This is a genomic window from Shewanella sp. SG44-2 (assembly GCF_014164215.1).
Taxonomy (GTDB): domain Bacteria; phylum Pseudomonadota; class Gammaproteobacteria; order Enterobacterales; family Shewanellaceae; genus Shewanella; species Shewanella frigidimarina.
Genome location: NZ_JACJEU010000001.1, coordinates 308,132 through 333,696, shown reverse-complemented (window position 1 = coordinate 333,696; position 25,565 = coordinate 308,132). Strand labels below are relative to the sequence as shown.

The following is a 25,565-nucleotide window of genomic DNA, read 5'->3' as shown; positions in this document are numbered from 1 at the left end:
TTAATCCGCTAAATAATATTCGATGGTAGATACGACCCGTACCTGTTTAATATATGGCGTGTTTTTATCTCTATTGTTAATGCTGAATTGTCCTTGAGTCGCTTTTTTTATCTTACCTAATCGGCTTTGTGAATCGGTAGCAAATTTTTCAGCAACTGAACGTGCATTAGTGGTCGACTCTTCGATCATTTTCGGTTTAACGTCATTTAATCGGCTGAAAATATATTCGACTTGGGCATCATAGTTATTTTGCGAGAAAACAATTCCCATTTTACCTAGCTCAGTTAATTGAGGCATAGCACCGCGAACTTTATCTATGTCATTAGAATATACCGTAATAGTTTGCGACGCCGTATAGCGCAATTCTACTGGTTGATTTCCACCATACTGTTGCGCCAATTTATCAGTAATAGTGGGGGCGGCGAGAGTGATCTCTTTGGGATCGATATTTTGTTCGGCTAAAAAGTTAACCACTTGGTTATTTTGTGCTTCGAGCTGTTTGTACAGTTCATCGAGATTATTATTGGCAGCTGTAAATTGGATAGGCCAAATGACGATGTCGGCAGGATATTCATTTTCTGCCAGGCCTTTTACCGTGACGCTGCGGTCGAGTAACTTGTACTCAACAATGGCTTGTTTGAGTAATACGCCTAATGCGCCTAAGCCCAAAGCAATTAATATTCCGAAAATAGCAGCACTACGAGACGAACTTTGCATAACAACATCCTTATTATAGGTGGGGAGTGATGATGTAACGTTGGCTTTATGGCTAACATTATTTTTGTTCTAGGGTGTTAATTGCCGCATCACACAGTCAAGAAACGTCAATCTTTTCGCTAACATTATGGATTATCGGCAATGATAAGCTCCAAAATTAATGACAATCATAATCGAATATGAGTTGAATATTGGTTTTATGGATTATTTTTAATCCTAGTTTTGCTTAATGCTTGTCTAGCAACAATACTTAAGTTGGCATATTACTGACTCGTGTTGTTATTTAAATTGCTCTGCCATTTATACGGATCGGTCATCTAAATAAGTCTGTTTACGCATTTAATAGACTTTAATGCTGTTAGATTAACATCGTTTTAAAAGGAATTTATATGTCATCTCGCTTAACAGCACAGCTTATTCAAAATGGTTTTGATGATGGCTTACCAGTATGGCGTCGGATCATTTTCACGCGACTGTTTAGTGTGTTGGCTTTGTTGTGTATCCCGATTTATATCACCAGCGTATATTTGTGTATTGTTCAAAATCTTTGGGGCATGGCAATATTTGATACCGTGGCTTACGGGGTATTATTATTCATTTTGTTTTATCCACGAATTAGCGATACACAAAAATTTACCATAGGGTGTTATCTTGCATTTGGTATCGGCATCGGCTTTTTACTCGCTATTGGCCCTTCTGGGGCAGGTTTTTTCTGGTTATTTGTTTTCCCTCCTCTAAGCAGTATTCTTCTTGGCGACAAAATGGCGGTATGGGCCCAGGTGACGAATGGTATATCGTTATTATTAATCGGTATCGCTTACCATTACCAACTGGTTCATTGGCCCGACATCAGCGGCTTTTCGACCTTGATTTGGTATGTAGTGGCGATTAACTTTCTCGTCACTAATGCAATAGTGACTCAGTCGACCTCTTATTTATTGGGTAAGTTAACTCACTCATTAGAGTCCACTTTAGCCTCTCGTACGGCAACGGTTATGGGCTTAGCTAAATTGGCAGAGTATCGTGATAATGAAACCGGTGCGCATCTGATTAGAATGCAGCAGTATGCCAATATTTTAGCAAAACAAAGATTAACTGATGAACATGTTCCAGAAGAGTTAACTGACGCTTTTATTCAAGAAATTAGCCTATCAGCCATTTTGCATGATATTGGTAAAGTGGGTATCGCCGATCATATTTTGTTAAAACCAGGGCGCTTATCGGTAGAAGAATTTGAACAAATTAAGGCTCATCCAGTGATTGGGGAAAAAGTGCTTAACAGTTTATTAGCGTATGCCCCTCAGTGTACATTTATACGAATGGGACGCGACATTGCTGGTGCTCACCATGAAAAGTGGGATGGCAGTGGTTATCCTAATGCGTTGGCAGGAGAATCTATCCCTTTATCAGCCAGAATTGTAGCCTTAGTCGATGTGTACGATGCATTAACATCACCACGATGTTACAAAAGGCCTTTTAGTCATGAAGAAGCGATGGCGTTAATTCTTGAAGGAAAAGGCAAACACTTTGACCCCAAATTGGTCGATAGCTTTATGGTCATTAGTGAGCAATTTGCAGTGCTGTCAAAAGCATCTTTACTCGAAGAGGATTAATCCTTTGATGAAAGGGTATATACAATAATGCCAGTCCTGGGGACTGGCATTATGAAACAATATTATACAGTGTCGATATCAGCCAATATATAAACAGGATTGAGTTAGCTTTGGTGTGCTAGCTATTAACCCGTAGCAGGGCGGTTACTGTGCTAGTAACGCTTTGCGTTCTTTCGAAGCTTGAGCTAAATCACGTAACAGCTTTTCAGAATCAGCCCAATGCAAACACGCATCAGTAATACTTTGGCCATACACTAATGGTTCGTCTTTAACCACTTTCTGATTACCTTCAATCATAAAGCTCTCTGCCATAATACCGGCAATTGCGGTACTACCACTGCGCAGCTGCGCCATAATACTATCGGCAACATTTAGCTGGTTTCTATGTTGTTTCTCACTGTTACCATGGCTGAAATCAACCACCATACGTTGAGTTACACCCACTTGTTCAAGCTGTGCACGTGCAACTTCAATATCTTCAGCTGAATAATTTGGCGTTTTACCGCCACGCAAAATAATGTGTCCAAATGGGTTGCCGTGGGTACGGTAAACCGCCATTGCGCCATCTTTATCTGGAGAGTAAAAAATATGCGGAGCTTGAGCTGCACGTACAGCATCAACAGCAATATTAATGTTACCGTCAGTACCATTTTTAAAGCCAACAGGGCAAGACAATGCAGAAGCCATTTCGCGGTGAATTTGGCTTTCAGTGGTTCGTGCGCCAATAGCACCCCAGGTAATAAGGTCTGCGATGTACTGGCCGTTCACCATGTCTAAAAACTCAGTGGCGATAGGTAACTTGAGTTCAGTGATTTGTTGTAATAACTGACGCGCCATACGCAAGCCTTTATTCGGGCTAAAGCTGCCGTCCAAATCAGGATCTGAAATTAAGCCTTTCCAACCGACAATGGTACGAGGCTTTTCAAAGTACACCCGCATTAATATGCACAAGTCATCTTTTAGTTCGTGATGTAAGGCTGACAAACGTTCTGCATATTCGAGTGCTGCTTTAGTGTCATGAATTGAGCAAGGGCCAATAATGACCAGCAAACGTTGATCTTCACCGGCAATAATTGCTTCTACTTCACGACGTTGTGCGACCAAGTAGTCTGCAGCATTTTGCGTTAATGGATATTCTGAAGCCAACTGAGCAGGAGAAATAACTTTGCTTAATAAGGTTGTTCTGAGTTCATCTGTTTTAATTGTCATGCATATTACCGAGAAATCGTGAGATGCATCTGCATCATATTGAACGGGATTATATACCCAAAGAAGTTCAAGATGCGAGGCTTAGCCTCGGATTCTAACGGTTAAAAAATAGATTGCCGTAAAAGGCAAAGACGAATCAACCTGAGTTAAGTTCGTCTTTTGCTGGTTTTTCATTCTCTTTCATGCAAATAATGATTGTTTATGAATTAGAACATATGACGCTCTAGACCGGTGATATCAAGAATTTTGGTGGCAATTTCTTCAACCGAATGGTTAGTGGTATTTACAAAGGGTATACGTTCTTTTTTGTACAGCATTTCGACTTCTTTTACCTCAAGTCGGCACTGTCTTAATGAAGAGTAGCGGCTATTTTCCATGCGGCTTTGACGTATCTCATGCAAACGATGTGGATCGATGGTTAAGCCAAAGAGCTTTGATTTATTGCGTTTCAATGCTTCAGGTAACTTGAGGTTATCCATGTCTTCTTCAGTAAACGGGTAGTTTGCGGCCTTTATACCAAACTGCATTGACAGATATAAACTTGATGGTGTTTTACCGCAACGAGACACGCCTAATAAAATAATGTCGGCTTTATCCATGTGTTTCATGGTTTGGCCGTCATCATTCTCCATGGTGTAGTTAATCGCATCGATACGGGTTTCATAACCATGGTTACTTTTACCATGGGTTCGGTGTAATAAAGGCTTAGCTTGTACACCTAAGTGTTGTTCTAGTGGCGCAACAAAGGTGTTCAAAAAGTCATAATCAACACATTCACTCGAAAAAATCACATTGCGGATCTCAGGATTAATGATCGAGTGGAACACAAGTGGTCTTTCACCTGTTGTAATAAAACAATCATTTATTTGTTGCTTAACTTTTTGAGCTTTTTGAATGGTTTCGACAAACGGAATCGTAAGTGCTTCAAATTCTATAGGAAATTGCGAAAGTACCGCATGTCCAAAAACCTCCGCTGTGATCGCGGTCCCATCTGAAATATAGAATACTTTTGGTGTCATTCTGACCTCTTGTAGTAATAAAATTACAAATAAAATTATAGATTTACGCTTGTTGTATGGGAGTGTAAGATGCTCTTGCCCTCGTGTGAAGTGGCCACTGAAATAAAAACTTGCGGAGATAAAACTGTGCAGCAATACGTACTCTGGTATCAAGAATTAGGCATGGGCGATGTAAACAAGGTTGGCGGTAAAAACGCATCCCTTGGAGAGATGATCAGCAATCTGGCTAATGCAGGGGTTCAAGTTCCTGGCGGTTTTGCAACGACCTCGCATGCGTTCAATGAGTTCCTTGAACAAAGTGGAGTTAACCAGAAGATTTTTGACATTCTGGCGACATTGGATGTTGATGATGTCAATGAACTGGCAAAAGTAGGTGCGCAGATCAGACAGTGGGTTATTGAAACCCCATTCCAGCCGGCATTAGAAGACGCTATTCGTGAAGCTTACGAGCAGTTGTCGAATGAAACTCAAGAAGCGTCATTTGCAGTGCGTTCATCAGCTACCGCTGAAGACATGCCAGATGCATCTTTTGCAGGCCAACAAGAAACATTCCTAAACGTTAAAGGTTTTGATGCGGTCATGCTAGCAATTAAGCATGTATACGCCTCACTATTTAACGACCGTGCAATTTCTTATCGTGTTCATCAAGGTTACGAACATCAAGGTGTGGCTTTATCTGCTGGCGTACAACGTATGGTACGTTCAGACAAAGCAGCTTCTGGTGTGATGTTTACCATGGACACTGAGTCAGGAAACAATGACGTTGTCTTTATCACTTCATCTTTTGGTTTAGGTGAAATGGTTGTACAAGGCGCGGTTAACCCTGACGAATTCTATGTGCACAAACCGATTTTAGCGCAAGGGCATAAAGCTGTTGTGCGCCGAAATATCGGCAGTAAGTTGATTCAGATGGTTTACTCTGATGATGCTGGCCATGGCAAGCAAGTTAAAATTGAAGATGTTTCTGCTGAACAGCGTCGTATTTTCTCTATTAACGATGACGAAGTCATGGAACTTGCTAAGCAAGCAATGGTGATTGAAAAGCATTATGGCCGTGCGATGGACATCGAATGGGCAAAAGACGGTAACGACGGTAAGTTGTATATTGTTCAAGCTCGTCCAGAAACAGTTCGTAGTCGTGAAGATGTCCAGTTAATTGAACGTTATCACTTAAAAACGAAGGGTGACGTGATCTGTGAAGGTCGTGCAATTGGTCATAAAATTGGTACCGGTATCGCGAAGGTATTAACCTCGATTGATCAAATGGACCAAATTGAACCAGGTGACGTGTTAGTGACCGACATGACAGACCCAGATTGGGAACCTATCATGAAACGTGCTAGTGCGATTGTGACCAACCGTGGTGGTCGTACTTGCCATGCTGCAATTATTGCACGTGAATTAGGTGTACCGGCTGTTGTAGGTTGTGGTGATGTGACTGACCGCATCAAAACGGGCGACATCGTCACAGTATCTTGTGCAGAAGGCGACACCGGTTTAATTTATTCAGGTAAACAAGATTTTGAAATCATCACTAACCGTGTTGATACATTACCTCCTTTGCCAATGAAAATTATGATGAACGTGGGTAACCCAGATCGCGCATTTGATTTTGCACGTTTGCCTAACGAAGGTGTCGGTTTAGCGCGTTTAGAGTTCATCATTAACCGCATGATTGGTATTCACCCTAAAGCTTTGCTTGATTTCAACGGTCAAACTGCTGAACTGCAAAATGAAATCAACGAAATGATAGCGGGTTATGATTCGCCTGTTGAGTTTTATGTTGCGCGTTTAGTTGAAGGTATTGCCACTATTGCATCGGCTTTCTATCCGAAGAAAGTTATCGTACGTATGTCTGACTTTAAGTCGAACGAGTACGCAAACTTAGTCGGCGGTGACCGTTACGAGCCAGATGAAGAAAACCCAATGTTGGGCTTCCGTGGTGCTAGCCGTTATATTTCTGAAGCATTCCGCGATTGTTTCGCGCTTGAATGTGAAGCGATTAAACGTGTTCGTAATCAAATGGGCTTAACCAACGTTGAAGTGATGATTCCATTTGTTCGTACTGTAAACGAAGCATCTCAAGTGATTGAGTTACTGAAAGAGCAAGGTTTAGAGCGCGGTAAAGATGGCTTACGCGTTATCATGATGTGTGAACTACCTTCAAATGCCTTGCTAGCTGACCAGTTCCTTGAGCATTTTGATGGTTTCTCTATCGGCTCAAATGACTTAACTCAGTTAACATTAGGGCTTGATCGAGACTCAGGAATCATCAGTCACTTGTTTGATGAGCGTAATGATGCAGTAAAAGCATTGCTTTCAATGGCTATTAAAGCGGCTAAAGCAAAAGGTGCTTATGTGGGGATTTGTGGCCAAGGCCCATCAGACCATTCCGACTTTGCTGCATGGTTAGTTGAGCAAGGTATTGATTCTGTATCACTTAATCCTGATACCGTAATTGACACTTGGTTATATTTAGCTGAAGCACATGGCTAAATAAGAGTAAAATTTGCAGGTAGATTTATTTTCCAACCTGCATTTTTATCAAGTTGTAATAAAAGCCGCTTTTTAGCGGCTTTTTTTTGTTTATAATGGCTGCAATATGCCAATAAATAATAAGTCCTCTATGTTACCTTTGCTATCACATAAACAAACATTAGAACCTATCTATCTTGAGTATCTTGACGCGCTTGAACAAAGCGAGTTTGAAGGTGAAATAGACAAGCGTTACAGTGCGCGGCTTATTCAGGCAACCGACAATTCGGTGTATCAATTTTTGCCTCAAGCGGTGATATACCCTCTACATCAACAAGATGTTGAGTTGGTATTATCGTTAGCAGCACAACCACAATATAAACAAGTGACCTTTAGTGCGCGTGGCGGCGGAACAGGGACTAATGGCCAATCGCTTACCCACGGATTAATTTTAGATGTATCACGCCACTTAAACCAAGTGCTAGAAATTAATGCCGAGGAAGGTTGGGCGAGGGTGCAAGCCGGTGTAGTGAAAGATGCGTTAAATGATGCCTTACGTCCACATGGATTCTTTTTCAGTCCAGACTTATCAACCTCAAACCGTGCAACCGTTGGTGGTATGGTCAATACCGATGCATCTGGTGCCGGTTCATTAGTTTACGGTAAAACCTCCGATCACGTATTAGGCATAACCAGTGTACTGATTGATGGCAGCGTATTAACCACCACACCAATTGACCAAGACAAGTTGGCCGAGCAACCTTTTGGTGACAACTCACTCGGCAATATCATTGCCAGCCAAATAGCAGAAGTTTGCCGCGTAAAGCGTGACACCATCATTGAGCGTTTTCCGAAGTTGAATCGTTTTCTCACGGGCTATGATTTAAAGCATGTGTGGAATGATGATTTAAGCCAGTTTGATTTATCGCGTATTTTAACGGGCTCAGAAGGTACGCTTGCGGTGATCACCGAAACCAAGCTAAACCTGACCCCATTGCCGAAAACCCGCATGATGGTCAACATCAAATATGATTCATTTGAATCCGCGTTACGTCATGCTCCGTCATTGGTACAGGCTAAAGCAACGGTAGTTGAAACCGTTGACTCAAAAGTACTTAACCTTGCTCGCGAAGACATTATTTGGCATTCGGTTGCCGATCAAATTAAAGCGGTACCTAATAAGATCATCGAAGGTCTTAATATGGTTGAATTCGCTGGCGAAGATGACGATGTTAAACATAAAGTCGCTCTGCTTGAGGAGATGCTCAGTGAGCAGCTAAGCCAACAACAATTTGGTTTAGTGGGTTTTCAAGTTATTACCGACAGAACGGATATTGACAGTATCTATGCCATGCGCAAAAAGGCCGTGGGTTTATTGGGCGCAACAAAAGGCAGCCGTAAACCGTTAGCGTTTGCCGAAGATACCGCCGTACCACCAGAAAACCTAGCCGACTATATTATGGAGTTTCGTGCGCTGCTCGATAGCCATAATTTGCAATACGGTATGTTTGGTCATGTGGATGCTGGTGTGTTGCACGTGCGACCCGCATTAGATATGTGTGATGTTGCCGACGAGCAATTACTGAAAGTGATATCAGATCAAGTTGCCGCATTAACGCTTAAGTATGGCGGCTTAATGTGGGGAGAACACGGTAAAGGGGTTCGTGGTGAATACGGGCCTGCGGTATTTGGTGATGAGCTTTATGCCGTGCTTGAGCAAATTAAAGGGTTATTTGACCCAGATAACCGTCTTAATCCAGGCAAATTAGTGGCGCCACCTAAATCTGGTCCATTAATGTTTAATGTCGACAGCGCAAAACGCGGCAGTTTCGACAGACAAATCCCTGTTCAAGTGCGTGATGCTTTCCCTGATGTGATGAACTGTAACGGTAATGGGTTATGTTTTAATTACAGTAGTTATTCACCCATGTGTCCGTCATTTAAAGTCACTGGCGATAGAGTGCAATCACCTAAAGGCCGTGCTGGGTTAATGCGCGAATGGTTGCGATTACTTGAAGCCGAAGGTGTTGATGTTGACGCGTTAGCAAAATCTAAACCACTAGGGTGGATGCAGCGTACTCAAAATACCCTCAATAACCAGCGTGACTATGATTATTCGCATGAAGTCATGGAATCACTTAAAGGCTGTTTAGCCTGTAAAGCCTGTTCGGGTCAGTGCCCGGTTAAAGTCGATGTGCCTAAGTTTAGAGCCCAGTTCTTTAATATTTATTACAAACGCTATTTACGCCCAGCCAAAGACTATTTAGTTGCAGGTATCGAAGACTCACTACCACTGATGGCCGCAATGCCTAAATTAACCAATTTGGCCTCGCAAAATCCGCTGAGCCAGTGGGTTATTAAAAAAGCCATTGGTTATGTAGATGCGCCTAAATTATCTGTACCTACGCTAAAACAGCGTTTAGATGGTCATGCTAGCCGTGGTTATGACTTAGATGCGCTATGCGCGATCCCACAAGCGCAGCGCAGCCAATATGTATTAGTAGTACAAGATCCATTTAACAGCTTTTACGATGCAGGTTTGGTTTATCGTTTTATTCAATTAATCGAAAAGCTAGGCTTTAAACCGGTATTACTGCCCTTTAAACCAAACGGTAAACCGACTCATATTAAAGGCTTTTTAGACAAGTTTGCCAAAACAGCGCAAAACAGTGCTGATTTCTTAAACCGAGTTCATGCGCTAGGTATGCCGATGGTGGGGTTAGACCCTGCATTAGTGTTATGTTATCGCGACGAATACAAAGAGGTCTTAGGTCAACGTCGTGGTCCATTTGAGGTGCTATTGGCTAATGAATGGTTAACCGATGTTGTGGCAAGCCGCAATGATGCGCCAGTCGTTGATAGTGATGCACCACAGTTTACTTGGTTTAGTCATTGTACTGAATCGACCGCCAAACCTAATACGGCCAACGAATGGAAAGCAATATTCAGCCATTTTGGTGCTAAACTCAACAGCGTTAATTTAGGCTGTTGTGGTATGGCCGGCACCTATGGGCATGAACTTGAAAACCTCGAGCGTTCAGAACAGTTATTTGAAATGTCTTGGCAACCAAGCATTGAAAAAATTGCTGAAAATAGCCAAGTGTTGGTGTCGGGTTATTCATGTCGTAGCCAAGTAAAACGTTTTGCAGGTTTTAAGCCGCAACATCCTATTGAAGCGTTACTTAAATTACTCGAGTAGGTAAGTATAATGACAGATGAAACAGCGACATTAAGTACATTTACTCAACCTGATGGTGTGGCACTGTGCAGTGATGATGTTCTGTTTCATATTCAAGCCAATGGCGATTGGCTGTATCTAGACAGTCCGTTGCCAGCAAAATTTGCGGCTTTGTTCAGTAGTATTTTGCACTGTATCGACAATGAGTATTTGTTAATTACACCAGTCGAGAAAGTCAAAGTCACCGTTGAAGCCTATCCATTATTACTGGTGGACTATCATCAAGCTGCATCAACGGAAGCTCAGTCAAATGATAGTCAGTTGATATTTTTCAGCAGTATAGGGACTCAGCTTCCTGCCATTAATATCGCAGATATTATTGTCACAGACGATGGTATATACGCACCATTAATCAGAGGCTTGGTAGGGCAATTAAACCGAGCCTGTTATTACCGCTACATAAACGAGTACTTATCTTTTGATTCGGTTAACCTTAGCTCAAAATAATAAACGTTTATCAAACAGCCGTTTATTGACGCATCAATGCGCCTAGTTAGCAAAACAAATGACAAGTTTGATATGAAATGTTCTAAATACATTGGTTTAAGTTCGTATTTCCCATCTCTTATCTCGAGTTAAGATTAAAATAGCTTCTATTAACGTATAGAGATGGTAATCTAATTCATGTTCAGGTGTGTTTGACTTCGTGTTGATGCTGTCACTGTTTAGTCAGTAAAGTCTTTAACCGAAAGTGAGCATACGGATGACGATGTAGGAGGTATCATTTGAAACGCTTTGAAAGTTTAAGTTACCTGATTTCCCATCTTAATATTGCCTTGCAGCAACAGCTTGATGTGCGTTTAAAGCGCTACGAGTTAGACAGTAAACTTTGGCCGGTGCTATTTACCTTGTGGCAAGAGGAAGGCTTAAGCCAAACTGAGTTGTCTAAGCGTTGTGATGTGGCCAACTACACCATGACGCGGCTGCTGGATAACTTACAAGTTCAAGGGTTTATTACCCGTCATCAAGAAGCTGACAACCGCCGCGCATTTCAAATCTTTTTAACTGATAATGGTAAAGCCTTAGAGCAAGACTTAATTCATGAGGCCGAGTGGGTTAACCAACACTTTTTAGCCGCATTAACAGTCAGTGAGCAAGATGAATTTATGCGTTTGTTGAATAAAGTAAATCAGTTTAGCCAATAAATAGAGTCGATAAGGTTAATTAATCAGTTGAGTTAATCATATCTCAGGGCTGTAGCCGCTTTTTATTGTTTATAGCCTACGACCATTAACGTCTTGGCCCTTGCTACATTTGATGTACAGATCAAAAGGGACGTTATCCCCCTCGGAGTCCCAACCATTTCGGCAACATTCCCCCTCGTTACTTAAACAACAGATACGAAAGTTTCGCGATGGAATTAGCTAGCACTTTTACCCTCATTTTTAATATCCTCGGGTCACCTTATTTGTAAAGCGTTAAAATGCTAACGCTTGCGCTGATGCATGTTGTACTGAATGAATCTTATTGATTAAAAATAAACTTCTTAAAAGTCATTACTTATTAAAATCTATCTTTTCGGCCTAAAATCATCATAAAAAGCTTATGTCATCTAGGCTGCAGGTTTCTATATTGACTACCCTAGTACTGCTAGTTAAATGGGAGCATATTAAACAGTATGGCTTCAAATATTGCCCAAGGTATTAGGTTGCCAAATTACCCAGAAATAGTAGACATCTCACCACAAATTGATGAGGGTTTTACTATACTTATCAAGACAAAAGATTATAGGACTATTTATTATGGTTAACGTCAAAAGGATTGTTCTGGATGTGCTTAAACCTCATCAACCTAATGCACTTGATTTTGCACGAACCATTGCAGAAACAGGTGTCGATTATCGAGTTAAACTGATTGTTCTTGAGATAGATGAAAATACCGAAACGGTTCAAATACAGCTGTTTGGGAGCGAAATCGATTTTAATACCATTCAATCTGCCATTACCAATATGGGAGGGTCTCTTCACAGTATTGATGAGGTTGAAGTACATAATGAAACGGTTGCTGGTTAATATATTATGAGTCTGTTAACGCAGGCCAATTTTTTGTTAGATATCACTCGTACTCGGGGTATTGTGCGTCGTTATTTTGTGGTCAACGGTTTTGATGGTGCACTTACCATGCTAGGGCTGATAATGGGTTTTATTGTCAGTGCACCCACGGATTTATCAATGGTTGTTGGTGTCTGTCTGGGGGCGGCGATTGCGCTAAGCATGAGTGGTATTAGCAGTGCTTACATCAGTGAATCTGCCGAGCGAAAGTATGCTTTGGGGGAGCTGGAGAAGGCAATGATTAGTGATCTCCATAATAGTGCGCATGGCGTCGCCTCGCGGTGGGTACCCTTGTTGATTGCATTGGTGAATGGCTTAGCCCCGCTGGTCATTTCACTGTTAATATTGTCACCACTATGGCTATCTATTGCCGGCATCAACCTTCCTGTTCCACCTCTTTATGCTGCCATCTTAGTGGCACTGCTACTCACTTTTTTATTGGGGGTATTTCTTGGCCGGATATCAGGGGTCACATGGTTACGCAGTGGCATACAAGCTTCGCTAGTTGCGGTAATAACCGCCTCGCTTATTTACTTCTTTGTCGGAAACTAGAATGTCCTCAGCAAAGTGGCACAGTTTACAATCTGCAGATGTTCTACAGCGGCTTGATTCTTCGCTAACGGGCCTGACTACAGAACAAGCAAAAAAACGCCTGATTGAATATGGTCATAATACTATTATCCAAAAACCACGACGTACCTTGCTGTTCATTTTACTCGGGCAGTTTTCTGATTTCATGATAGTTGTGTTGTTGGTAGCAGCCGTGATTTCGGGTTTTCTTGGTGAGCCACAAGATACCATTGCTATTATGGTGATCGTATTACTTAATGCAATTATCGGCACAGTACAGGAATTTAGGGCAGAGCGCGCTGTGGCGGCACTGCGAAAAATGGCAGCGCCAGATGCTTATGTATTTCGCGATGCACTTGAAGTGACTATTGACGCAACAGCATTAGTGCCGGGTGATATTGTTATGCTTGCAGCCGGAAATATTGTGCCTGCTGATGTGCGCTTACTGGAAGAGGAAGAACTGCTGGTCGATGAATCAACCCTGACTGGTGAATCACATGCAATAGAAAAGCAAACAGAACAGCTAGCGGATAAAGAGTTAGCCATTGGTGATCGTTTGAATCTAGTCTTTAAGAACAGCATGATTATTCGTGGACGTGGTAAAGGTGTGGTAGTTGCCAGCGGCATGGAAACCGAGATAGGCCAAATAGCTGGACTGCTACAAGATGAAACGAGTGTAAAAACCCCCTTGCAAACACGATTGTCTCGTTTTGGTCGATACCTTGCCTTGACTGTACTGGCAATATGTATAGTGGTGTTTGTTGTCGGCTTGCTGCAAGGACAGTCAATATTATTGATGTTTTTAACCTCGGTGAGCTTGGGTGTAGCTGCGATACCGGAAGCACTCCCTGCGGTGGTGACCATTTCACTTGCTTTGGGTGCACGTAAGCTGATCCGACATAATGTGCTCGTGCGTAACTTACCCTCTGTCGAAACCCTAGGTTCAGTTACCTATATATGTACAGACAAGACCGGTACCCTGACACAAAATCTCATGACAGCGGAGTTATTTTTTGTCGCTGGAGAACTGCGACAATCAATGCCTGAGTCAGAAGCCAGTATTCCATGGACAGAGCTTGGCCAAGCCATGGCACTAAACAATGACATCATGGATAAAGACGGCAAACCTGCAGGTGAGCCGACCGAGCTAGCACTTTTCGAAGCCGCTCACATGGTCGGTTTTGATAAGTCCATCTTAGAGCAGGCAAAGCCTCGTATAGCCGTTATTGCGTTTGATAGCGAACGAAAACAGATGACAACCTTGCATCAAACATCCGATGTTATAACTGCGTACATCAAAGGCGCGCCGGAGCAGGTGCTACAACAATGTATTCAGGGATTAAGTAATGATGGGGTTGCAGTATTTGAAGCGACGGCCATACTGGCTGAAGCAGCACAGTTAGCGAATAAAGGTTACCGTGTACTGGCATTTGCAAAACGTGAATTTAGCTGTTTGCCAGATCCGTTGGACGCTAAAGTGGTGGAGCGAGAGCTCACCTTTTTGGGGCTGGTGGCGTTGATCGATCCGCCGCGACCCGAAGTGCCTCAGGCCGTAAAAGATTGTCTCACAGCGGGAATTATTCCGGTAATGATCACTGGCGATCATCCGGGTACCGCGTTTGCGATAGCACAACGTTTGGGCATTATAGATAACGATAGGGCGATGCTAAGTGGTGATCAACTCGCTAAAATATCCGATGAAGAATTCTCCCGCCTAGTTGACTCAATACGGGTGTATGCAAGGGTGACACCGGAACAAAAATTACGTATCGTCAAAGCGTTGCAGGACAAAGGCGAATTTGTCGCTATGACTGGAGATGGCGTCAACGATGCGCCGGCATTGAAGCGTGCCAGTATTGGTGTCGCCATGGGCCAGAAGGGAACCGATGTGGCTCGCGAAGCTGCGGATATGGTGTTATTGGACGATGACTTTTCTTCAATCGTGCGAGCGATACGGTCGGGTCGACGCACTTTCGATAATATTCGCAAATTTATTAAATATACTTTGAGTTCCAATGCTGGTGAAATCTGGACCTTGTTCCTTGCACCGTTTCTCGGGTTGCCTATTCCTTTACTGCCGATTCATATCCTGTGGATTAACCTAGTGACCGATGGCCTGCCGGGTCTTGCATTAACCACTGAGCCAGCCGAACCGAATATAATGAGTCGTGCGCCCAGCCCTCCAAAGGAAAGTATTTTTTCTCATGGTATGTGGCAACATATTCTCTGGGTAGGATTGTTTATTGGTGGAATATCCATTGCGACTATGGCGTGGGCTATTTCTCGTGACGTTGTTTACTGGCAGACAATGGTGTTTACGGTATTAACGGTATCGCAGTTGTTTCATGCCCTAGCGGTTCGCAGTGAGAGTGCTTCATTATTGCGTATTGGTTTGTTCAGTAATTTACCGATGTTAGGGGCTTTTCTGTTAACGTTGTTATTTCAGATGGTCGTGATTTATACACCTGCGTTAAACACCATTTTCCATACACAGCCTCTGCCAATGGTCGATCTTATTGTCTGTCTGTTGTTGTCTTCACTTATTTTGTTTGCCGTCGAGATTGAAAAATGGTTAATGCGCCGTGGTGTTATTTACGCATAGTGTTATATATGGATAGTGCGTTACCGCGATGGCCTGCGGCCACTAACGTCGTGGCGCTTTGCCACACCAGAACAAGAGGAACTCAACGGATGTTTCCTCTTAACTCTTCTAAAAAAATTGGCCCAGCCGCCCTGCAACATTTTTCTATTTTCTTCAACGGCCTCAATTTAAATATTGAATTTGTCCAAAATATGTCAACTAATTAGATTTGAGCTTTTCCCTGTGATCGCTACATTTACAACGTCCTGTAGCTCACATGCTGCACGCAATAAGTTCAAATGAAGCTACGTTATAAATCAAGCTAAACCAATACCAAGTAAGCTGGGTTAATCAATACCTCAAACACACTTTTTTCCATCTCTCTGCTCGCTGGCATGGCTAGCCAAGATCTGCCTCAAAGCAATTTAGAGCGACTATTCATTCACAATATACTTATATCAGTTAGCCATAAATTTACTCATGCTAGCAATGGGATTGGTTTCAATATCAATTAATTTACAAGAATGAATCTAAAGAAATGGCTAACCTTACTTAGCTTATAAAGTAAGGTTAGTACCAAAGGTAAAGCGGATATAAGTGGCTAGTTCATTTTGAGTTAGTCGTTAGCAAATGGTATCTTTTTCTACGTTTCAGCACCATAAAACCTTCCCATAGAGTGTTATGTTTATTTGTACTGTTATAAATTAATTTGTGCTAAAACTTCGCCTAAGTTTATCGTTATGAAAACACAGAAATGTTAGTAATGGCATGTTTAACCCTAGGGCCTGTTGATCTTTCAAGGTTGTTTTTGCAGCGAATTGTGGGTCATTTCTCACATTTATAACTGCGCGGCAGAGACTTTGTGGTGTAGTTATTCTACATAAAAAGTCGATAACGCAGTAAAAATGACCAACAAACGCTGCCCGAAGGGTTCGGCTAAAAACGTTTTACTCTTTGTTGAGCGATTCTTTGTAAATCAAGTGGTGCTTAGATTGCTAGGCAGCAATCCGCTCGCCTCGATTAAAACGTTTTTATCTCGAACAAAATTTAACCTGCAAAGATCAACAGACCCTAGCCTTCTGCCCTCACAATATCTATCTTCAACGCGTGTAAGAGTCACTATCTGATCTGAAAAATAACTATGCTAAATGGAGTCAAGTGAAAAATTTGTTCCCAGTGCAGCTACAAGTAGTACAACAACACGTAGGCTGATAGCAACCCAGCGATCCAAAGCACAGTAGTGCCCACGGGCCAAGAGCGCGCGAACACGCCGCGCTCTTGGCTATCTGCTGTATGCGGTTGGCCTAGATAACGCACTGCCATACGTTGTAAGAATTTCTGCAAGCGGTTTCGTTGTTGCGTAACCATGTCACCTAGTGAGCTAAGTGCTCGTTCGATCAACTTAACCAATGAAAAGGCCGCACGTCGCCAAAGCCAATCTGTGTCGAGGCTTATCGTCATGGTACGTTTCATTAGTGGCAATAATACGAAGAAAGCCAATCCTGAAAATAGTAGCAACTGCAGGTAGAACAGCACTTTACCAATAGAGTATGGTTGGTAGTCAACAGGGTAGGGTAATAGGGCATAAAGCATTTCTGGGAATACACCCAGTAAAATGCACATGCTAGCAAAAATGATCATCGCCAACCCCATATTCCATGGCGCATCTTTTGGCCTTAAACCTGAGTCTTTTTGGAAAAACACAAACCATGGGAATTTGATGCCAGCATGAAGAAATACACCGGCCGACGCGGCGGTTAACGCCATGTAAACCCAAACTAAATCCCCATCGACAGCGGCCTGGGAAATCATGCTCTTTGTGGTAAAACCTGACGTCAGTGGAAAACCTGAAATTGCTAGCGCGCCAATAATACCGCAGACGCAGGTAAGTGGCATGGTGCGAAATAGACCACCCAGCTCCATACATTTATTTTTCCCAGTGCGGTATATAACAACCCCAGCACTCATAAACAGTAGCGCTTTATATATAATATGTGCAAAAGCATGAGCCGTAGCCCCATTAAGTGCCATTTCGGTACCAATACCTACGGCAACAACCATAAAACCGACTTGGTTAACCACGGAGTAGGAAAGGATACGTCGCACATCATTTTCCAATAATGCGAAAATAATACCGTACATAACCATAAACAGACCTATGCCAATCAGCACAGGTTCGCCTGGGAATAATAATATCAGTGCCAATACAGCTGTTTTAGTTGTAAATGCCGACAGAAATACTGAACCAGTGGGTGTGGTTTCTGGGTATGCATCGGCTAGCCAAGCTGACACTGGTGGTGCCGCGGCGTTTATCAATATGCCAATAAGTATCATCCATGTACTGAAATCTGTTGCCAGCATAGGTTGGATTTGGATAGAACCAGTCCCAAGTACAACACCTACAATTCCAACTTTAAGTATTACGCCACCGAGAAAATGCATTATGGCATACCGTATTCCAGCTGCGCGTGAATCGGGCGTACCACCACACCAAACCACAATAGTAGAGAATATCGCCATTAGTTCCCAGTAGACGAACATGGTAATAAGATCGCCGGCAAAACAGACTCCTATAGCACCTGCAGCGTATGTAAAGGCTGCGGCAAGTTCATACCAACGTGCTATACGAAAAGAAAAGAGACCTCCAACAAAGACCATTATTGTAAAAATAGTCGCAAACAATCGCCTTAGCGGACTACCTTCGACAGGTTCAATGTTGTACGAAAGAAATTTTACCGTACTCTGGACTCCGTCAGGGATCTGCCATATGGCCAACAGGGTAATAATTGGGGCGATTAATATAACTGCTGTTCGTGCGTGCCCTTTAACAAAACATATCAGTACAGCAGCAATTAGCAGGATAAATGCTGGAGAGAAAAATTCAAACCCCATTGCTATTCTCCTTTACCTTGTCATGACTAGGTTCTGAGGTTTTTATTTGCTCTGGTTCATCATAATAATCCAGTGGACGTTTTAGAAACAGACCTAATAATTTCGCTATTAATACCATCACCAGACAACTGACAAATCCGTAAACGGCACCGAACCCAAACCAGGCATCAAAGCCGAAATAACCCTTAACGTATATTACTGTCTGCGCAAGAACCACCAAGGTCAGTACAACACTGAAACCAATCCAGAGTTTACGAATAGTTGACGGCCGTACTAACCAGTGTAATTGTTTTTCGTCATTCATTTTAACTGAGCCCCTTAACTACTTGGCTTGCCAATTCAATTACTGGACCGTTAAACAAAAAGAAAGCGAGTGTCAGTATGGCGGTCAGAGTCAATGCCAACACAGCTAAAAACGGTGCTTCGCCGTGTTCCTTGTCACCTTCTTTTTCGTGCTCAAACCAAACTATGTATAAAATAGGCAAAAAGTAAGCTGCATTAAGAAGGGTACTGACAATTATGGTGAATACTGCCACTAGATTGTTAGCTTCGAAAGCTCCGGCCAAAATGTACCATTTGGAGACGAACCCCGCAGTGGGAGGGACACCAATCATACTTAATGCACCAATTGTAAACGCCGCCATTGTCCATGGCATACGTCTACCAATACCACGTAATTGATGGATTTCGGTCTTTTTAGAGGCAACATAAATTGCGCCAGCAGCAAAGAACAATGTGATCTTACCAAAAGCATGAGCGACCATATGTAAGGCGGCGCCAACCTCTGCGAGTGGTTTAAGAATGGCTGTGGCCATGACTACATAAGATAACTGGGCAATAGTGGAGTAGGCTAGCAGGCGTTTGATATTGGTTTGGCGCATCGCAACAAGACTAGCAACAATGATGGTAAATACCGCAACATATAAAAGCCATTCTGAGCTGGGTGATTCAAATAGATATTCAATCCCAAATATATAAATGATTATCTTAGTGATAGCAAAAACACCGGATTTAACTACCGCAACGGCATGTAGTAAGGCACTCACTGGGGTGGGGGCTACCATAGCCGCGGGTAGCCATTTATGCATCGGCATGACAGCCGCTTTACCGATACCAAATACAAATAGTGCCAGAAGCAACCCTATTTCTGGGTCATTCAACTTACCAGCGAGGATCCCGCCGGTAGTAAAATCACCTGTACCTGCCACTGTATAAGTCCAGATGATAGCAGGAAGGAACAAACCAATAGATGTACTCAGTAAAACACCCAGATAAATCCTTGCCGAACGTATCGTCGCTGCATCGCCTTTATGTGCTACTAGGGGGTATGTCGAGAGTGTTAATAATTCGTAGCATAAAAATAGAGTGAATAGATTGCCAGCGAAAGCAACACCAACAGTGGCTGAAAGAGCTAACGCGAAGCATACAAAAAATCGAGTTTGGTTTTTCTCTTTATTACCGCGCATGTAGCCAACGGAATATATCGAGTTGATAAGCCAAAGCCCAGATGCCAATGCTGCAAATAGCATGCCCAGAGGTTCAACAGTAAATGCAATACTTAGCCCTGGCATCACCTCGCTTACTTCTATTGAGGGTCTTCCGCCTTCCATAAGAGTAGGAATGAGCCCCCAAACAACCCAGATTAGTGAAACAGATGTAATAGCCGTTGCAGCTTCGCGAATATTAGGGCCTATTCGCCCAGCAAGAGAAATAGCCAGAGCTCCTACTATTGGAAGACCAATGGCGACTAATATGGTAGTTTCTGGTGTCATTTTGAACCCTCCAATAGAAGGGCTGCAGCACTATTTGCGAGTTCTAATGGAACCTGTGGAAACAGTCCGAAGTATATATTGAGTAGTGCAACAAAACCGGTAACTAATAACATTTGTATTGGTGCTTCAGATGTTGGGCCTTCTCCTTCGACAGGAGCTTGGAAGTAAAGCGCCTCAACGATGCGCCAAACATAAACCACCGCCATCAAGGAACTGACTAGAATAATTGCTACTAGCCCACCCCCCCAAGGACCGCTTTCCAAAGCTGCGGTGATAAGGAGCCATTTACTAATAAACCCTGCAGTACCAGGCACGCCGATTAAGCTCAAACCACACACAACAAAAGCAGCACAAGTCCAGGGCATACGAGCTGCAGCACCACCGAGTTGATCTAGGCGCAAGTCACGATACTGATAAGCTAGGCAAGCAACTGCCAGGAACAACCCACCTTTTGCTAGTGCATGGTTGAACATATGCATTGCGCTGGCGCTTAGTCCAGCCATGCTTACAAAGCTAACACCAAGCAAAATATAGCCTATTTGTGCTATAGATGATGAAGCAAGCCGCCTTTTAAGATGTCCTTCGAACATCGCAACTGCAGAAGCAATAAGTATTCCGAGAATTGACAATGGCATCGCAAACAATGCGAACTGAACTTCGTGATCCTCAAGCGTGGCTTGAAATACCATATAGTCAAATCGGATAAGTACATACAGTGCAACCTTGGTCGCGCAAGCAGCGAGAAACACGGTCACCATGTGCGGAGCATGTGTATAAGCGTTTGGAACCCATACATGCAAAGGAAACACAGCAGCTTTAAGGGCCAACCCAATAGTGATGAATCCAGCAGCAACTAGAACTGGATTTATATCGGTCACATCACCGAGGCGATCTTGAATATCGGCTAAGTTAAGCGTGCCGGTCATCATGTAGATTAGACCTACACCAATTAGATAAAAGGTTGCGCCAATAGTGCCCATCATTAGATATTTGAAAACGGCTGGAAGAGCCCGACGGTCTGGACCTCCAGCTATTAATATGTAGCTGGCAAGAGATGAAATTTCCATGAAAACAAAAATATTGAAGGCATCTGCTGATACGACAATACCCACCAGTCCAGATAAAACCAAAAGCCAGGCCGCATAGAAAAGTGGTTGGCGTTCTAATTCTATTTGCTGATCAATACTTGGTTTGGCAGCGAGTAAGGCAGCAGTGCTGGCTCCCGTGATCACCAGCAAAACAATGGCACTAAACGTATCAACCGACAGTGCTATGCCATAAGGTGCCGGCCAGCCCCCCATCGCGTATTGGAGGGTTTGTCCGTCTAAAACAGCCAAAGTAAGCGCAACGGCGATAGAAAAACTAACTAGTGCAGAAGCAGTTGCTCCGGCCCAAGCTAAACCTCGCGGTTGTAGCATGACGATAAGTGGTGCCGACAACATCGGTATCACAACTTGCAAAGCAGGAAGGTGTGCTAATAAATCCATAGTAGTCAGTCGGCATCCAAAATTTCGTTTTCTTCGATCGTGCCATAACATTCTTTGATACGTACAACCATGGCCAGTCCCAATGCGAGGGTAGATACTCCCACAACGATGGCTGTTAGTATCAGTACCTGTGGTACTGGGTTTGAAAATATTTGATCTTCTACACCGCTTTGTATGATGGGGGCTGTCCCGCCTTCTACCTTGTCCATAGTAATATACATAAGGAATACAGCAGATTGAAATATGGATAATCCAATGAGTTTTTTTATCAAATTGGTTTTGCTAATCACGGCATACAGTCCCACCGTTAAAATGATAGCGAATACCCAATAATTGAAATAGCCCAGCAGTTCTAATAGTTTCATGACAATCTCTCTCGGGCAGCGAACGCATGGAAAATAGCCAGAAGTGCACCACATACCGCCATCCCAACGCCAGCCTCGATAATTAAAATACCCAGCTGTTGCCCAAACACAGGGTCAGCGGCTAGTACTGAATAATCTAGAAATGTTCCTCCCATCAACATGCAAGCCACACCCACGCCGCCATATAGCAATGCACCGCCTATAACCATGCCCAACAGCACCCCACGAGGTATTGCGCGCAATGCTTCGGATTCGCCTTCGAGCAGCGCGTAAAGGATTATGCCTGTGGCAATAATTGCACCAGCTTGGAATCCTCCGCCCGGGCCATATTCGCCATGGAATTGTACATAAAGACCAAATAACACGATAAATGGTATCAGCAGTCGGCCGACTACTTGGGGGATCAGATGGTGGCGTAGACCACTACTTTTTTTAATCACTGGCTGATTTTTTCGTGAAGGGCTCACACCAAGGATGAATAAAACCCCGATACAAGCAGCGAAAACAACAAACACTTCGCCCAGCGTGTCATAGCCTCGAAAGCTGCCAAGGATTGCGGTGACCACATTGGGAATATCAATATACTCAGGCGTTTTTTCTAGATACCAAGGCGCAAGATGCTGATGCACTGGGGCATCAGGGTCGCCGAGCCGTGGTTTGTCGAAAGTGGCGTATATTATTAGCAATGCCAGAACGCCCACAGTACTTAGAGCTATCCACCGACCTCCAACTCGCGCTTTTTCCCGGTCACCAGTCAGCTCCAATGCACAGAGGAAGATTACCGTTGTCACTCCAGCACCCACCGCGGCTTCTGTTAGTGCTACATCAGCAGCGTCCAAAATAAAAAAGTTGGCCGCCATTAGTAAACTGAAAATAGATGTCAGCATTACCGCGACAAACAGGTCGTCGGTGCGCACTATAGCAATAGCGGTAATGACGAGAAGGGTCAGTAGGAATAGCGCAAAAATTAAGATCATTCTCCAGCCCCCTCTTTGGGTAAGTTGTTAGCCTTGGGTGCGTCGCTAGCGCTTCCATCGTCTGGCTTGAGACCGGATAATAGCGCGGCATTGGCCAACGCATAGGTAGCAGTTGGGCCAGTCAGCAGCAAAAACAGCATAATAGCAAACAGTTTAATAGCGGCTAGAGACAAACCTGCTTGTAGGATCATACCAACAAAAATTAAGATAGTCGCCATGGTATCAGTAAGACTGGCGGCATGAATTCTGGTGTAAAAGTTTGGCAGGCGCAGGCCGCCTATACCGCCGATTAACACGCAGGCACCACCTAGAACGAGTAAAATCCAACTCAGAATATCTAGCGCGACATCAATCATTTTCTGCCTCGGTGTCAGATTTTCTTCGGGAACGATTTTGGAAAAAATTTAATACTGCAAGAATCCCGACCATATTGACCAGGGCGTAGGCCAACGCAAGATCAAGAAAATCAGGCCGACCGTAAAGAAATGCAATGACGGACAATAACAATACGGTCTTGGTACCAAACACATTGACTGCCAGTACGCGATCGTAAACGCTTGGCCCTTTAAGTGCTCTCACTAAGGCCAATACCATAGTCACCAAAATGGCTATAGAGACAACAATATACATAATTAGCGGGGCTCCAGAGCTGCTACTCGACGATTCGCTTCGCCTTTTTGTAATTCTTTTGCGCTTTCACTGGTTAGGCAATGAATCAATATTTTCCCCTCGTGTAAATCCAACGTGACGGTTCCAGGAGACAGGGTAATGGAATTGCCAAGAATTACTTGGCCCACGTCCGTTTTGGCTTCCGCTTCAAGTACAACCACGGTGGGGCTTATAGGCATAGAGGGTTTCAGGATTAGCTTGGCTACGTCCAGACTCGAAATAATAATCTCTCGCAACAGCCACAACCAATAGCCAGGCAGGCGAGGCATAAGTCTAAGCAAATTTGTATGATGCCGGAAAAAGCCCATACGATGTGCCAAGTAAACGCTGAGCAAGCAGGACAAAGCCCCCAAACTCATGACCAGTGGTTTGTAGAGTCCGGACCAGAGAAGCCAAGATATTGCTAAAATAAGCAGAAGTAGCAAAACAGACGAGAGTCTTGTTTCGCCGCGTTGAAACGTATGCTGGGTTAGAGTTAAGCTCATAGTTTGCAGGGATAGTTTTTCAGTAATGATTTATAGACGACTTCCATCGCCGGTTCATTTTCTTCGCTGTTATCTGTTTGGGCTGCTAGATCGGTGACGATAACGTTAACAACATCGCGCAATGGCAGCGGATCTCCGAGGCAAAAACCGGCTAGGCCTGCTGCTCTGGAACGGTCTAAACGGTTTGGCATACGAGTGCGAATCGCGCGTTCCGTGAAAGTCTCTTTACTTGCAAGGGCACTTTCCGCATTTAGCATGACTCTTGCATCGGTCGCTATTGCACCATCTATAAAGCCTTGAATATAGCGGACACAATACTGACCATCAACACTTTCTGGTTCAGAGTTAAACAGTGCGCAGTGCGATGAAAGTTCTTGAGCCGTCAGTACCTCTACAGCCTTAGCTGGTGATACTGACAATAATTGAACGGCCAAGAAAGCGAAAACCATTAAGGGGAAACTACTTTTTGACATATAAATCCTTTTTCTCTAATGACTTAACTTTATACAATTAATCATAGTACTAAAAGTCTATTTTAGTTTTTTTTTCATCAATAAAAAATTGATAATGTATTTTGAGAAAATAAACATTAGATGAGAGAAAGTACATTAGGGAATCATATGGTAAGTTTAATTATCATCACTTACAGTATTTTCATACGATAGCAACATTTGGCAGTACCGCTCAGGCATCAAAATTCATGCATATTACGCCTCAAACGCTTAGTGCTCAGTTAAACTTATTAAAAGTTCAATTAGGATATTAGTGGCCGAAGGCCATAGCTTAAACCAACGCCGATATTTTCACTGCGTAGTGCTATATGGTCACTGAATAATGAGTGGTGGCAAATGAGCTACCATCAAGGCAAGTTATACAAACAATTTAAAAAGTCATCGCTATTAAGCAACTAATGCGGAACTCGTTGTCAATTTGCTACACATTTTAACTAACTCACTATTACTAACTCCATAGTGGAGCTGGTGCCAAAAGGATTTTGAATGCAAAGGAATAGTTTACTCGTTATTGCAGGTTGCTTAAGTCTCTTTGCAGCCTTACTACACATCAGTTGTATATTTGGCGGCCCAGACTGGTACCTCTTTTTTGGTGCTGGTGAACAAATGGCTCAAATGGCTGCTGCCGGTGATATATATCCCACCATTGTCACATCGGTTATCGCTGCTGTTCTTTGTGTCTGGGGGCTTTATGCATTTTCGGGCGCGGGCTTAATTGTTAAGTTACCGTTTCTAAAAACATGTTTAGTGTTAATCACTGCTGTATACCTAATTCGTGGTGTGGCGGGGTTAATTGTGCCTTTTTTCACGTCAGCCCCCGAGATCCATCAAAACTCTATGGCTTTTTGGTTAGTTAGCTCAACAGTTTGTTGCATCTATGGTATTTACTATTTACTTGGAACAAAGCAGTTATGGCGGTAGTTTTTAAAGAGC

The 25,565-nt window shown here is 43.2% G+C and carries 23 protein-coding genes; 10 read left to right on the top strand and 13 right to left on the bottom strand.

Annotated elements, in window-relative coordinates; genetic code table 11:
• A complete protein-coding gene (locus H5181_RS01375; protein WP_182749986.1) occupies positions 1–717 on the bottom strand; it encodes an SIMPL domain-containing protein in 717 nt (238 codons plus the stop codon).
• A 389-nt stretch (positions 718–1,106) separates the two neighbouring features.
• On the opposite strand from H5181_RS01375, the gene H5181_RS01370 reads away from it, so the two are divergent.
• Positions 1,107–2,330, top strand: a complete 1,224-nt coding sequence (locus H5181_RS01370; protein ID WP_182749984.1) for an HD-GYP domain-containing protein — start codon at positions 1,107–1,109, stop codon at positions 2,328–2,330.
• A 144-nt stretch (positions 2,331–2,474) separates the two neighbouring features.
• Here H5181_RS01370 and H5181_RS01365 read toward each other — a convergent pair whose 3' ends face one another.
• Together H5181_RS01365 and H5181_RS01360 are read right to left on the bottom strand one after the other, a co-directional pair.
• Positions 2,475–3,539 carry a 3-deoxy-7-phosphoheptulonate synthase gene (locus H5181_RS01365; protein WP_059743922.1) on the bottom strand — a complete coding sequence of 355 codons (1,065 nt, stop codon included), beginning with the start codon at positions 3,537–3,539 and terminating at the stop codon, positions 2,475–2,477.
• 206 nt (positions 3,540–3,745) lie between these two features.
• Entirely contained in the window at positions 3,746–4,558 is an 813-nt protein-coding gene (locus H5181_RS01360) for a pyruvate, water dikinase regulatory protein (protein WP_011637753.1), read from the bottom strand.
• A gap of 126 nt (positions 4,559–4,684) precedes the next feature.
• Here H5181_RS01360 and ppsA point away from each other — a divergent pair, with 126 nt between their 5' ends.
• From ppsA to H5181_RS01325, 7 genes are all read left to right on the top strand, one after another.
• Complete coding sequence (ppsA, locus tag H5181_RS01355) at positions 4,685–7,054, top strand: phosphoenolpyruvate synthase (RefSeq protein ID WP_182750023.1); 2,370 nt, start codon at positions 4,685–4,687, stop codon at positions 7,052–7,054.
• Positions 7,055–7,184: 130 nt separating this feature from the next.
• Complete coding sequence (locus H5181_RS01350) at positions 7,185–10,232, top strand: FAD-binding and (Fe-S)-binding domain-containing protein (RefSeq protein ID WP_182750022.1); 3,048 nt, start codon at positions 7,185–7,187, stop codon at positions 10,230–10,232.
• 9 nt (positions 10,233–10,241) lie between these two features.
• Positions 10,242–10,718 (top strand): DUF1285 domain-containing protein, encoded by a 477-nt coding sequence (locus H5181_RS01345; RefSeq protein ID WP_182749982.1) that lies wholly within the window; start codon positions 10,242–10,244, stop codon positions 10,716–10,718.
• A 278-nt stretch (positions 10,719–10,996) separates the two neighbouring features.
• Positions 10,997–11,416 carry a MarR family winged helix-turn-helix transcriptional regulator gene (locus tag H5181_RS01340; protein WP_011637749.1) on the top strand — a complete coding sequence of 140 codons (420 nt, stop codon included), beginning with the start codon at positions 10,997–10,999 and terminating at the stop codon, positions 11,414–11,416.
• A gap of 597 nt (positions 11,417–12,013) precedes the next feature.
• Positions 12,014–12,283, top strand: coding sequence for a DUF211 domain-containing protein (locus H5181_RS01335; RefSeq protein WP_011637748.1), 270 nt, complete (start codon positions 12,014–12,016; stop codon positions 12,281–12,283).
• Between the two features lie 6 nt (positions 12,284–12,289).
• Entirely contained in the window at positions 12,290–12,874 is a 585-nt protein-coding gene (locus H5181_RS01330; RefSeq protein WP_123777685.1) for a hypothetical protein, read from the top strand.
• Between the two features lies 1 nt (position 12,875).
• Positions 12,876–15,494: a cation-translocating P-type ATPase gene (locus H5181_RS01325; protein ID WP_182749979.1), complete on the top strand. Its 2,619-nt coding sequence runs from the start codon at positions 12,876–12,878 to the stop codon at positions 15,492–15,494.
• 1,161 nt (positions 15,495–16,655) lie between these two features.
• Here the strand turns inward: H5181_RS01325 and H5181_RS01320 are convergent.
• Genes H5181_RS01320 through H5181_RS01275 form a run of 10 tightly spaced genes read right to left on the bottom strand, consistent with a single transcriptional unit; the run spans position 16,656 to position 24,593 of the window.
• Entirely contained in the window at positions 16,656–18,365 is a 1,710-nt protein-coding gene (locus H5181_RS01320) for a Na(+)/H(+) antiporter subunit D (RefSeq protein WP_182749977.1), read from the bottom strand.
• Positions 18,355–18,669, bottom strand: coding sequence for a hypothetical protein (locus H5181_RS01315; protein WP_059743912.1), 315 nt, complete (start codon positions 18,667–18,669; stop codon positions 18,355–18,357). The genes H5181_RS01320 and H5181_RS01315 overlap by 11 nt, the downstream gene beginning before the upstream one ends.
• Position 18,670: 1 nt before the next feature.
• Positions 18,671–20,137 (bottom strand): monovalent cation/H+ antiporter subunit D family protein, encoded by a 1,467-nt coding sequence (locus H5181_RS01310; RefSeq protein WP_182749975.1) that lies wholly within the window; start codon positions 20,135–20,137, stop codon positions 18,671–18,673.
• Positions 20,134–21,624: a monovalent cation/H+ antiporter subunit D family protein gene (locus H5181_RS01305; RefSeq protein ID WP_182749973.1), complete on the bottom strand. Its 1,491-nt coding sequence runs from the start codon at positions 21,622–21,624 to the stop codon at positions 20,134–20,136. Before H5181_RS01305 ends, H5181_RS01310 begins: the two co-directional genes overlap by 4 nt.
• Positions 21,625–21,629: 5 nt before the next feature.
• Positions 21,630–21,989 (bottom strand): cation:proton antiporter subunit C, encoded by a 360-nt coding sequence (locus tag H5181_RS01300; protein ID WP_011637740.1) that lies wholly within the window; start codon positions 21,987–21,989, stop codon positions 21,630–21,632.
• Complete coding sequence (locus H5181_RS01295; RefSeq protein ID WP_182749970.1) at positions 21,986–22,966, bottom strand: DUF4040 domain-containing protein; 981 nt, start codon at positions 22,964–22,966, stop codon at positions 21,986–21,988. Before H5181_RS01295 ends, H5181_RS01300 begins: the two co-directional genes overlap by 4 nt.
• Positions 22,963–23,322 (bottom strand): monovalent cation/H(+) antiporter subunit G, encoded by a 360-nt coding sequence (gene mnhG, locus H5181_RS01290; protein ID WP_011637738.1) that lies wholly within the window; start codon positions 23,320–23,322, stop codon positions 22,963–22,965. The genes H5181_RS01295 and mnhG overlap by 4 nt, the downstream gene beginning before the upstream one ends.
• On the bottom strand, positions 23,315–23,596 hold the full coding sequence (locus H5181_RS01285; protein WP_259396911.1) for a monovalent cation/H+ antiporter complex subunit F: 282 nt from the start codon (positions 23,594–23,596) through the stop codon (positions 23,315–23,317). Before H5181_RS01285 ends, mnhG begins: the two co-directional genes overlap by 8 nt.
• A gap of 2 nt (positions 23,597–23,598) precedes the next feature.
• Positions 23,599–24,120: a Na+/H+ antiporter subunit E gene (locus H5181_RS01280; RefSeq protein ID WP_011637736.1), complete on the bottom strand. Its 522-nt coding sequence runs from the start codon at positions 24,118–24,120 to the stop codon at positions 23,599–23,601.
• Positions 24,117–24,593: a Rap1a/Tai family immunity protein gene (locus H5181_RS01275; RefSeq protein ID WP_182749968.1), complete on the bottom strand. Its 477-nt coding sequence runs from the start codon at positions 24,591–24,593 to the stop codon at positions 24,117–24,119. The genes H5181_RS01280 and H5181_RS01275 overlap by 4 nt, the downstream gene beginning before the upstream one ends.
• A gap of 134 nt (positions 24,594–24,727) precedes the next feature.
• Here H5181_RS01275 and H5181_RS20960 point away from each other — a divergent pair, with 134 nt between their 5' ends.
• Complete coding sequence (locus tag H5181_RS20960; protein WP_182750020.1) at positions 24,728–24,886, top strand: LysR family transcriptional regulator; 159 nt, start codon at positions 24,728–24,730, stop codon at positions 24,884–24,886.
• Between the two features lie 232 nt (positions 24,887–25,118).
• Positions 25,119–25,553: a hypothetical protein gene (locus tag H5181_RS01265; RefSeq protein ID WP_182749966.1), complete on the top strand. Its 435-nt coding sequence runs from the start codon at positions 25,119–25,121 to the stop codon at positions 25,551–25,553.
• Positions 25,554–25,565 lie beyond the last annotated feature (12 nt).